We start from the raw sequence: 11,192 nt of genomic DNA on the forward strand, positions 1-11,192 counted from the left end.
AAACCATGGACGGCACCGTACTCGTCGCCGATGACGACCGCACCATCCGCACCGTTCTGACGCAGGCGCTCACGCGTGCCGGCTGCAAGGTCCATGCGACGTCGAGCATGGTCACCCTGATGCGCTGGATCGAGGAGGGGAAGGGCGATCTGGCGATCTGCGATGTCATCATGCCCGATGGGAACGGGATCGAGGCGCTGCCGCTGATCGCGGCCGCGCGGCCGGGATTGCCGGTGATCGTGATCTCGGCGCAGAACACGATCATGACGGCGATCCAGGCGGCCGAGGCGGATGCCTATGACTACCTTCCCAAGCCGTTCGATCTGCCGGACCTGATGAAACGGGCGGCGCGCGCGCTCGAGTTGCGCCGCCGCAGCCCGCGGCCGCGCGCCGAGCCGGGCGAGTTGCCGCCGGACGATCTGCCGCTGGTGGGGCGCACCCCGGCGATGCAGATGCTCTACAGGCTGGTCGCGCGGGTGATGAACACCGACATTCCGGTGCTCATCACGGGCGAATCGGGCACCGGGAAGACGCTGATCGCGCGCGCGATCCACGACTTCTCGGACCGCCAGGCCTTGCCCTTCATTTCCGCCGGCGCGGACATGCTGGCAGGGGCCGATGGCCCGTCGAGCATCCTGGCGCGGGCAAGGGGGGGGACGGTGATCTTCGAGGAGATCGGCGATCTCGATGCGGAGGGGCAGGGGCGAATCGTGCCAATGCTCGACGCGCTGGGCGAGCGTCCGCCGCGGATCATGGCCACGAGCCAGGAGGACCTGTCGCTGGCGATGGATGAGGGGCGGTTCCGCCGCGATCTCTTCTACCGCATCGCGGGGATGAGCATCGCCGTTCCGGGCCTGCGCGAACGGGTCGATGACATCGAGAGCCTCACGGAGCATTTCCTGCAGCGCGCCGAGCGCGACGGTCTGCCGCACCGCCGGCTCGACGCGCCGGCGCTTGATCTCGTGCGCGGCTACAGCTGGCCCGGAAATGTCAGGCAGCTCGAAAATATCATGCGCAGGCTTGCGGTTACGGGCAGCGATGCCGTGATTTCGCGAAGCGAGGCCGAAATGGTGCTGCGCGGTCAGCCGGCGATGGAGCCGCCCTCGGGACGCGGCGAAGGCGAGAAGCTCTCCGCATCCGTCGCCGCCCATTTGCGGCGCTATTTCGATCTGCATGGCGGTGAATTGCCGCCAGCAGGGCTCTATACGCGGATTTTGCGCGAGATCGAGACGCCGCTTATCGAGATCGCCCTCGAGGCGACGGGGGGCAATCAGGCCAAATGCGCCGATCTTCTGGGGATCAACCGGAATACTCTTCGCAAGAAGATCACCGAACTCGATATCCGCGTGACACGGCGGCGCAAGTTGATGTAAAACCGCAACATGGAAGCGGCAAGCCGGCACGAGATCGGATAAGCCGCTGAATGGAGCAGTCGGCGCACAGCGTCACATCGATTAGGAGTCCTGTCAGTGTCGCATCCCTTGCGGATGGCAAGCTGGGAACGTCTCGTGCGCCTGAGGCGCAAGAGGCGGGTGCAGAATCTCGCCACCTTCGGACTGGTCGTCCTCGGCCCCCTGCTGGCCCTCGCGACCTTCCTTGTGCTGGGGCCGCTCGACCAGGGCGCGTCGGGCCTGTCGCTGCGGCTGATCCTGTTGGCCGACCTGATCTACGTGCTGCTGGTGGCCGCGCTCGTGCTGACGACGCTGGCGCGCATGGTCGCGGCGCGCCGCGCGAAATCGGCCGGCTCGCGCCTGCACCTGCGCCTGACAGGCGTCTTCGCGCTCATCGCCCTGATCCCCACGATCACGGTCGCGATCTTCGCGGCGCTGACCATCAATGTCGGGCTCGAGGGCTGGTTCTCCGATCGTGTGCGGCAGGTGGTCGGGGCCTCGCTCGCGGCGGCGCAGGCCTATGAGGAGGAGCAGCGCCAAGATCTGAAGACCGATGCCGAGGCGCTGGCCGCGTTCCTCAGCGCCGCGCAGTCGAACTCCTTCATGGTCGGCGATGGTGAGCTGCGCCAACTGCTCGGCCAGGGACAGGCCCAGATCCAGCGCGGCTTGCGCGAGGCCTATATCATCGACGGCGAGGCCGAGATCAGGGCCCGCGGCGAGGGCAGCTACCTGTTCGACTACGACGCGCCCCCCGCCGCGGCGCTCGACCGCGCCCGCGAGGGCGAGACCGCGATCGTCGAGGATTGGGACATCAACGAGTTCCGGGCCCTGATCGCCCTGACGGGGCTGGGCGACAGGTTCCTCTATGTCAGCCGGGACGTGGACGGCGAATTGCTCGCCCTGCTCGACGACACGCAGGATTCGGTGCGGCTCTATACACAGCTCGAGAGCGAGCGCGGCCGTATCCTCTTCGAGTTCGGGCTGCTCTATCTCGGCTTTGCGGTGATTCTCATCCTTGCGGCGATCTGGTTGGGGCTGTGGTTCGCCGAGCGCCTGTCGCGCCCCGTGGGGCGGCTCGCCGGCGCCGCGCAGAGCGTGGGAAGCGGGGATCTGGACGTGCAGGTCGTCGAGGAGGACGGCGACGATGAGATCGCCATGCTGGGGCGTCTTTTCAACAAGATGACGCGGCAGTTGAAAGCGCAGCGCGCGACACTTCTGAGCACCAATGCGCAGATCGAGCGCCGCCGGCGGCTGTTCGATTCGGTCCTCGCCTCGGTGACGGCGGGGGTGATCGGGCTCGATGCGCGCGGGCGTGTCGCCTTCGTCAACCGCTCCGCCGAAAGGCTGCTGCAGCTCGATGCCGCCGGCGGGCAGGCCGCGATCCTTGGCGAGGCGGTGCCGGAATTCGCGGATCTCTTCGACAAGGTGCGCAGCAAGAAGGCCGAGACCGCGCAGGAGGAGATCAAGCTGATGCGCGGCGGCACGCTCGAGAGCCTGCTCGTGCGGGTCGCCACGCGGCGCAACGGCAAGGGCAAGCTCGAAGGCTACGTCATCACTTTCGACGACGTCACCGACCTTGTGGCGGCCCAGCGCATGGCCGCCTGGGGCGATGTGGCGCGGCGCATCGCGCACGAGATCAAGAACCCCCTGACCCCGATCCAGCTGAGCGCCGGGCGCATCCGCCGGAAGTTCGCCCGGCAGGTCGAGGATCCCGAATCGCTCGAGCAGATGACCGATGTCATCGTCCGCCAGACCGAGAGCCTGCGCCGGATCGTTGACGAGTTCAGCCAGTTCGCGCGCATGCCCGAGCCGCAGCGCAAGCCGCATGATCTTACCGAGCTGGTGCGCGGCGCGGTCCTGCTGCAGCAGGCGGGCCTCGAGCAGGTGAGCATCGAAAGCGCGCTTCCCGCGGATGCCGTGATGGCCGATCTGGACGAGACGATGATCGGGCAGGCGCTGACCAACCTTCTGAAGAATGCCGGCGAGGCGGTGCAGGCGCGGGTGGATGCGGGTCGCGATCCCGAACACGCGCCGCGCATCAAGGTCCAGATGAATGCCGGGGAGGACGAGGTGACGCTTTCGATCAGCGATAACGGGATCGGGCTGCCGGAGGATCGAAGCCGGCTCTTCGAGCCCTATGTGACCACCCGCGACGAGGGGACGGGCCTTGGCCTGGCAATCGTCAAGAAGATCATCGAGGAACACGGCGGCACACTGACGCTGACCGATGCAGAGCCTTTCGATGCCGGGGCGCAACCCGGTGCGAGGGCCGAAATACGCCTGCCGCGTCTGGAGGGGGGACCACGCCCCGCCAGCGAGCAGGTCCATGAAGAAACGTTGACTAAGGGGCAGTACTGATGGGCGATATTCTTATCGTGGACGACGAGCGTGACATTCGCGAACTCATCTCCGACATTCTCCAGGACGAGGGCTACGGCACCCGCCTGGCGGCCAATTCGACCGAATGCATGAGCGAGGTGAAGAACGATCCGCCCGCGCTGATGGTGCTCGATATCTGGCTGAAGGACAGCGAGATGGACGGGATCGATATCCTCAAGGCGGTCAAGCGCGACTATCCGGGCATCCCGATCATCATCATCTCCGGTCACGGAACGATCGAGATCGCGGTCGCGGCGATCAAGCAGGGCGCCTATGACTACATCGAGAAACCGTTCAACATCGATCAGCTGATCGTGGTGATCGGCCGGGCGATGGAGACATCGCGGCTGCGGCGCGAGAACCTCGAGCTGCGCCGGCGCGACGCGGTCCCGACGGAGATGATCGGCTCGTCGGCGACCTTCAAGACCCTCAGGAGCAACCTGGAGAAGGTCACGCGCTCCAACGGGCGGGTGATGCTGAGCGGGCCGGCCGGCAGCGGCAAGGAGGTCGCGGCGCGTTTCATCCATGCGCAATCGAACCGGGCCGAGGCGCCGTTCGTCTCGGTCAGCTCCGCCTCGATCGAGCCGGACCGGATGGAGGAGGTTCTCTTCGGACGCGAGAGCGTCGAGCGCGGCATCGAGCCGGGCCTTCTGGAGCAGGCCGATGGCGGCGTTCTCTTCTTCGACGAGGTGGCCGACATGCCGTCCGGAACGCAATCGAAGATCCTGCGCGTGCTCGTGGAGCAGGCGTTCCAGCGTGTCGGCGGCAATGACAAGGTGCGCGTGGATATCAGGGTGATTTCCTCGACCACCCGCGATCTCGATACCGAGATCGCCGCCGGCCGCTTCCGCCAGGAGCTTTTCCACCGCCTCTCCGTGGTGCCCATCGCGGTGCCCTCGCTGGATGAGCGGCGCGAGGATATTCCCGAGCTGGCCGAGCATTTCATCGACGGCTTCAACAAGAGCCAGGGCCTGCCGATCCGCAAGCTCAGCGAGGACGCGGTGGCGCTGCTGCAGACGATGATCTGGCCGGGCAACGTGCGACAGCTCAAGAACGTCATCGAGCGGGTGCTGATCCTGGGCGGCGACCGGGGCGAGATCACCGCGGCGGAGCTGCCTTCGGCGGAGGGCGCGGCCCCGGACGAGGATGGCCGCGTGGTCCTGTCCGGCAGTCTCGCGACCCTGCCGCTGCGCGAGGCGCGCGAGCTGTTCGAGCGTGAATACCTGCTGACGCAGATCAACCGCTTCGGTGGCAATATCAGCCGCACCGCCAATTTCGTGGGCATGGAACGCAGCGCGCTGCACCGCAAGCTCAAGTCTCTCAACGTCGTCACGACGAACAAGCAAGGCAGCAGGGTGGCGCATCTGGGCGAAGCGGACGCCTGAGCCATGCCCTTCGCCGACCGGACACTCCGCCTCGACGGCCGGCGCGTGGGCTACGTGGATGCGGGCCCGCGCGACGGGCCCGTCTGCGTCCTGCTGCATGGCGGGGCGTTCGATCATGCCGAGCTGAGCTGGCGGCTGACCCTGCCGCACCTGGCGCGGCGGATGCGGGTGATCGCGCCCGACTTGCCGGGATATGGCGAGAGCGAGGGGATCGGAAGCCCGCACGGGATCGATGAACTCGGCGCCTGGACGTTGCGCCTGCTCGATGCGCTCGGGCTGGCGCGGGTCGACATGGCCGGGGTCTCCATGGGGGGCGGCATCGCCTTGTGGCTCGCGATCCATCACCCGGACCGCGTGGGGCGGCTGGTTCCCGTCAGCAGCTACGGGATCATGGAGCGGGCGCCCTTCCATCCGCTCGCCAGGATCTTCGCGGCAAGCCGGGCGCGGGGGCTCGTCTACCGCGCCGCCTCCGGCAGCCGGGCGCTCGCGCGCTTCGGTCTCGGGCTGCATTACGCGCGCCCATCGAGGATCACCGAGCGCGTGGTCGACGAGCTGATGGCGGTGGCGCGCGATCAGCTGGAGCGCCAGAGTTTCGATGCCTTCCTTGCCGGGGAGCTGCTCCGCGGCGGCCTTGCCGGATCGCTTGTCGGCCGGTTGCATCAGATCGCCGCGCCAACGCTTTTCATCCACGGAACCCATGACCGCCTCGTGCCGGTGCGCCACGCGCGCGCCGCGGCGCGGCTGGTTCCCGGCGCCGAGCTGGCGCTTCTGGAAACCGGGCACTGGCCGATGCGCGAGCTGCCGGGTCCGTTCAACGAGATCATCTGGGAGTTCCTCGGCGCGGGGCGCGGCCCGTCTTCCCACGATCCCTGAAACGCCCTGTTGCGCCGCGCGTTAAGCTGCTAATCGAAAAGGTCTGGCGGCGGCGGCGAGCCTTGCTGCGCCAACTGTTGCAACCGCAAGGGAACGGGCGGGATCATGAAAGTCATCATCTGCGGTGCGGGACAGGTCGGCTGGCAGATCGCCAAGCATCTCTCCGGGGAGCGTAACGACGTCACCGTCGTCGACAGCAACGCCGATCTGGTGCGCCGCGCCACAGACACGCTCGACGTGCAGGGCATCGCGGGATTTGCCAGCTATCCCGACGTTCTGGAGCGGGCAGGTGCGCGCGATGCCGAGATGATCATCGCCGCCACCCATAGCGACGAGGTCAACATGGTGACCTGCCAGGTCGCCCACTCGATCTTCGCGATCCGGCGCAAGATCGCGCGCCTGCGCAGTCAGAGCTATACCACCGCCATCTATTCCGATCTCTATCGGCGCGAACACATGCCGATCGATGTCGTCATCTCGCCCGAGCGCGAAGTCGCGGATGCCGCCCTGCGCCGCCTTTCGGCGCCATCGGCCTTCGACACACAGAGTTTCATGGACAACCGGCTGCAGCTCCTGGGCATCTCGCTCGACGAGGATTGCGCGGTCCTGCACACCCCCCTCAAGCAGCTCACCGATCTTTTCTCGACGCTGCGCGCGATCGTCGCCGGCGTGCGGCGCAACGGCAACCTTTTCACCCCGGAGCCGAATGACCAGCTCTTCGCCGATGACGAGATCTACCTCCTGGCCCATGTCGACGACGTCAACCGGACCATGGAGATCTTCGGCAAGACGGTGCGCAAGCAGGAGCGCGTCGTCATCATCGGCGGCGGCAATGTGGGCCTGGCAGTGGCGAAGGCGCTCGAGAGCCGGACCGAGCGTGTGCGCGCCAAGCTGATCGAGCGTCACCGGCCGACGGCGGAGGAGGCCGCCGACGCGCTCGAGCGGACCATTGTCCTGAACGGCGACGGGCTCAGCATCGACATCCTCAACGAGGCCAATATCGGCAGGGCCGACGCGGTTTTGTGCGTGACGGATGACGACAAGACGAACCTCCTGGCCGCGGTCCGAGCCAAGGTGGCGGGCAGCGCCATGTCGATCTGTCTCGTCAACGATCCCTCGCTGCAACCGCTGATGGGTCCGCTCGACATCGATGCCTATATCAACCCGAGGGCCACGACCGTCAGCTCGATCCTGCGTCATATCCGGCACGGGCGCGTTCGCGGGGTCTACTCGATCGGGGATGCCGAGGCCGAGGTGATCGAGGTGCAGGTGCTTTCGACCTCAATGATCGCGGGGCAGCTGATCCGCGACATCGACTTCCCCGAAGGGGCGCTCGTGGGCGCGGTGCAGAAGGGCGACGAGGTGCTCAAGCCGCGCGGCAGCATGCGGATCGAGGAGGGCGATGTGATCGTCATCTTCGCTCTGACGGATGACGTGCCGGAGGTCGAGCGCCTGTTCCAGGTTTCGATCGACTACTTCTGATGCGCATCCCGATCGACAGGCTTCCCTTCTCGGTCCAGATGGGCGGCATCGGCGCCGTCGCGATGTTCGTGCCCGCCATCCATGCCTATACCGAGCGCGACCTGCAGATCGCGCGGACCTTCTTCTATTCCGGCATCCTGTTCCTGACCTTCTTCGCGCTGCTCGGCGTGGCGCTCGGCACCCGGTCGGGACGACAGCAGGCGCGCGGCCACCTGATCGCCATGGTCCTCGCGCTGACGGTCCTTCCGATCATGCTCGCCGTGCCGTTCCATCAATCCGTCGGCCATGTCCGGTTTCTCAACGCCTGGTTCGAGATGATCTCGAGCATAACCACCACGGGCGCGACCCTTTATGACGGGATGGACCGGATTCCCGACACGCTGCACCTGTGGCGCGCCATCGTCGGTTGGCTCGGGGGGCTCCTCATCTGGGTGAGCGCCGTGGCGATCCTCGCGCCGCTCAACCTCGGCGGCTTCGAGGTGCTGTCCTCGCGCGAGGTCGGCGCCGGCAACAACGCCACGCAGATCACCCGCGTGGCGAACCCCTCCGAACGGCTCGCGCGGTTCACCCAGCAGCTCTTGCCGATCTATGTCGGGCTGACGCTCCTGCTCTGGGTGCTTCTGGTCGTCCTGGGGCAGCGGCCGCTCTATGCCGCCGCGACGGCCATGTCGACCCTGTCGACGAGCGGCATCACGATCGGGCCCGCGGGCCGCCCGCCCTGGACCGCCGAGCCCGCGATCTTCGTCTTTCTCTTCTTCGCGATCTCGCGCCTCACCTTCAGCCGCGATGGCGGCGATCCGGCCAACCAGAAGCTCAGCCGCGATCCGGAGGTCCAGATGGGGCTCGTCTGCGTCGCGCTTCTGCCGACATTCCTCTTTCTGCGCCATTGGATGGGTGCCTATGATGTCAACGAGGTGGAGGATCTGGGTGCCGGGCTGAAGGCCCTGTGGGGGGCGACCTTCACTACCCTGTCATTCCTGACGACGACCGGGTTCCAGAGTACGGCTTGGGTGGATGCGCGCAGCTGGTCCGGCCTCGAGACGCCGGGCCTCGTGCTGGCCGGGCTCGCCCTCATCGGGGGGGGCGTTGCGACCACGGCCGGCGGGGTGAAGCTGCTGCGGATATACGCGCTCTACAAGCATGGCCTGCGCGAGATGGACAAGCTCGTGCATCCCAACTCGGTGGGCGGGGCCGGAAGCGTCGCGCGGCGCATCAGGCGGCAGGGCGCCTTCGTCGCCTGGATCTTCTTCATGCTCTTCGCCCTGTCGGTCGCGCTCGTCATGGGGGCGCTCGCCCTGGCGGGGCTCGATTTCGAGAGCGCGACGGTCCTCACCATCGCGGCGCTCTCGACGACCGGTCCTCTGGCGGAGGTCGTGGGCGAGGCGCCGATCCTCTATTCGGGGCTCAGCGACCCCGCCCGCATCATCCTGGCCGGCGCCATGGTGCTCGGCCGGCTGGAGACGCTTGCCCTGATCGCGCTTTTCAATCCTGCCTTCTGGCGGTCCTGATGCGCATTATCGGTCGCTCGAGTGTCGAAACTGGCAACAATATCGCTTTTTCGCACTGGAAACTCGTCCCTCCCACCCCCATACTCTTGCCGGGTAACGCAGACCGCGACGCATGCCGGTCTTGCCAAGAAAAAGAAGAGAGGGAGAGTTATGGCCGGTGACAGACAGAATTTGCAGGACGCGTTTCTCAATCACGTGCGCAAGACCAAGGTTCCGGTTACCATCTTCCTCATCAATGGCGTGAAACTGCAGGGCGTGATCACCTGGTTCGACAATTTCTGTGTCCTTCTGCGCCGCGATGGCCAGAGCCAGCTTGTCTACAAGCACGCGATCTCCACCATCATGCCATCCCAGCCGATAAACCTCTACGATGGCGACGACGCCTCGTCATGACGCGGAAGCTTCACTGAATGGGCATGACCCGAGCCTGGGTGTTGCATCCAGAGATCAAGTCGGATCGCGAGCGCCGTGATCCTGAGCCGGCCCTGGCCGAGGCAATGGCCCTCGGCGCGGCCTTGCCCGAGCTTGAGGTCGTCGGAGGCGAGGTCGTGCGCCTGCCGCGCGCGCATCCCGGCCTGCTCTTTGGAACCGGCAAGATCGCCGAGTTGAAGGAGCGTCTGTCGGAGGTCGAGATCGACCTCGTCCTGATCGACGGGTCCGTCTCCCCGGTGCAGCAGCGCAACCTGGAGAAGGAATGGAAGGTCAAGCTTCTCGACCGGACCGGCCTGATCCTCGAGATCTTCTCCGACCGGGCCCGCACCCGCGAGGGTGTGCTGCAGGTGGAAATGGCGGCGCTGAGCTATCAGCGGACCCGCCTCGTGCGGGCCTGGACCCACCTCGAGCGTCAGCGCGGCGGGCTCGGCTTCGTCGGCGGGCCGGGCGAGACGCAGATCGAGGCGGATCGCCGGGCGATCGACGATCAGCTCAACCGCCTGCGCAAGCAGCTTGCGAAGGTCGTCAAGACACGCGAGCTGCACCGCGCCGCGCGGGCCAAGGTGCCGTTCCCGATCGTCGCGCTCGTGGGATATACCAACGCGGGCAAGTCGACCCTGTTCAACCGGATGACGGGCGCCGAGGTGATGGCCGAGGACATGCTCTTCGCCACGCTCGATCCGACGATGCGCGCCGTCGACCTGAGCACGGGAAAACGGATCATCCTGTCCGACACGGTTGGGTTCATATCGGACCTGCCGACGCAGCTCGTCGCCGCGTTCCGGGCGACGCTCGAGGAGGTTCTCGCTGCCGATCTGATCGTGCATGTGCGCGACATCGCGCATGAGGAAACCGATGCGCAGGCCAGGGATGTCCGGTCGATCCTCACCGAGCTTGGCGTCGATCCCGAGGTGCCGCAGATCGAGGTCTGGAACAAGATCGACCTTCTGGAGCCGGCCGATCGCGAGGCATCGCTGACCTTGGCGGCCCGGACCGACGGGGTTCTCGCGGTTTCGGCGCTCGATGGCAGCGGCGTGGATGCGCTGGCAAGCGAGATGACGGCCCTTCTCGACGATGTCAGAATGCACGAGGAGCTGGTCATCGCGCATGCCGACGGGCGCCGCCGGGCCTGGCTCTTCGAGCAGGGCGTGGTGACCGATGAGCGGCAGGGCGAGGACGATACCCGGTTGCAGGTTTCCTGGACCGCGCGACAGCAGGCCGCCTACAGGGCGCTCTGACAGATCACTGATCCCATTGCGGGGGCGCTTTCGCCAGGAAAGCCTCGATCCCGGCTTCGGTCTGCGCATCGAGCATGTTGCGCGTCATCACGTCGCCGCAATGGGCGTAGGCCTGCGCCGTGCTCATCTCGCGCTGCTCGTGGAAGGCCCGCTTGCCGATCGAGACCGCGATCCCGAACTTGGCGGCGATTTTCGCGGCGTAGTCATGGGTCTGCGCGGCAAGCTCCTTTGCCGGGACGGCGCGGTTGATGAGCCCGATCTCCGCGGCGCGGGGGGCGGTGATGAACTCGCCGCCGACCAACATCTCGAAGGCTTGCTTGGCGGGAACGGCGCGGGTCAGGGCGACCATCGGCGTCGAGCAGAAAAGCCCGATATTCACGCCGTTCACACCGAATCTCGCATCCTCGGCCGCGACTGCGAGTAAGCGTTAGCTGAACAGCACCAGCGGTTCAGCTTGACGGCTTGAAGTTCCACGGCAGCAGGTCGTCGAGGCGGCTTTGCGGG

Annotated in this window: 8 protein-coding genes and 1 pseudogene; 8 read left to right on the forward strand and 1 reads right to left on the reverse strand. The window is 66.5% G+C overall.

Going from position 1 to position 11,192, the window contains the following annotated elements; genetic code table 11:
* Window positions 1-5: 5 nt before the first annotated feature.
* The 8 genes from PMES_RS00900 (at window position 6) to hflX (ending at window position 10,688) form a co-directional block, all read left to right on the forward strand.
* A complete protein-coding gene (locus tag PMES_RS00900; RefSeq protein WP_159963650.1) occupies window positions 6-1,373 on the forward strand; it encodes a response regulator in 1,368 nt (455 codons plus the stop codon).
* Window positions 1,374-1,487: 114 nt separating this feature from the next.
* Window positions 1,488-3,749 (forward strand): sensor histidine kinase NtrY-like, encoded by a 2,262-nt coding sequence (locus tag PMES_RS00905; RefSeq protein WP_159963659.1) that lies wholly within the window; start codon window positions 1,488-1,490, stop codon window positions 3,747-3,749.
* Window positions 3,749-5,155, forward strand: coding sequence for a nitrogen assimilation response regulator NtrX (gene ntrX / locus PMES_RS00910; RefSeq protein ID WP_159963651.1), 1,407 nt, complete (start codon window positions 3,749-3,751; stop codon window positions 5,153-5,155). The genes PMES_RS00905 and ntrX overlap by 1 nt, the downstream gene beginning before the upstream one ends.
* A 3-nt stretch (window positions 5,156-5,158) precedes the next feature.
* On the forward strand, window positions 5,159-6,028 hold the full coding sequence (locus PMES_RS00915) for an alpha/beta hydrolase (RefSeq protein ID WP_159963652.1): 870 nt from the start codon (window positions 5,159-5,161) through the stop codon (window positions 6,026-6,028).
* Between the two features lie 105 nt (window positions 6,029-6,133).
* Complete coding sequence (trkA, locus tag PMES_RS00920) at window positions 6,134-7,510, forward strand: Trk system potassium transporter TrkA (protein ID WP_159963653.1); 1,377 nt, start codon at window positions 6,134-6,136, stop codon at window positions 7,508-7,510.
* Window positions 7,510-9,018 carry a TrkH family potassium uptake protein gene (locus PMES_RS00925; protein WP_159963654.1) on the forward strand — a complete coding sequence of 503 codons (1,509 nt, stop codon included), beginning with the start codon at window positions 7,510-7,512 and terminating at the stop codon, window positions 9,016-9,018. The genes trkA and PMES_RS00925 overlap by 1 nt, the downstream gene beginning before the upstream one ends.
* 150 nt (window positions 9,019-9,168) lie before the next feature.
* Window positions 9,169-9,411, forward strand: a complete 243-nt coding sequence (gene hfq / locus PMES_RS00930) for an RNA chaperone Hfq (protein WP_159963655.1) — start codon at window positions 9,169-9,171, stop codon at window positions 9,409-9,411.
* Window positions 9,412-9,434: 23 nt separating this feature from the next.
* Window positions 9,435-10,688, forward strand: coding sequence for a GTPase HflX (gene hflX, locus PMES_RS00935; RefSeq protein WP_159963656.1), 1,254 nt, complete (start codon window positions 9,435-9,437; stop codon window positions 10,686-10,688).
* A gap of 4 nt (window positions 10,689-10,692) precedes the next feature.
* Here the strand turns inward: hflX and PMES_RS00940 are convergent.
* A pseudogene (locus PMES_RS00940) lies at window positions 10,693-11,094 on the reverse strand (enoyl-CoA hydratase-related protein); the annotation flags it as partial.
* Window positions 11,095-11,192: the final 98 nt, after the last annotated feature.

It is taken from the genome of Profundibacterium mesophilum KAUST100406-0324 (assembly GCF_009835145.1).
Classification (GTDB): domain Bacteria; phylum Pseudomonadota; class Alphaproteobacteria; order Rhodobacterales; family Rhodobacteraceae; genus Profundibacterium; species Profundibacterium mesophilum.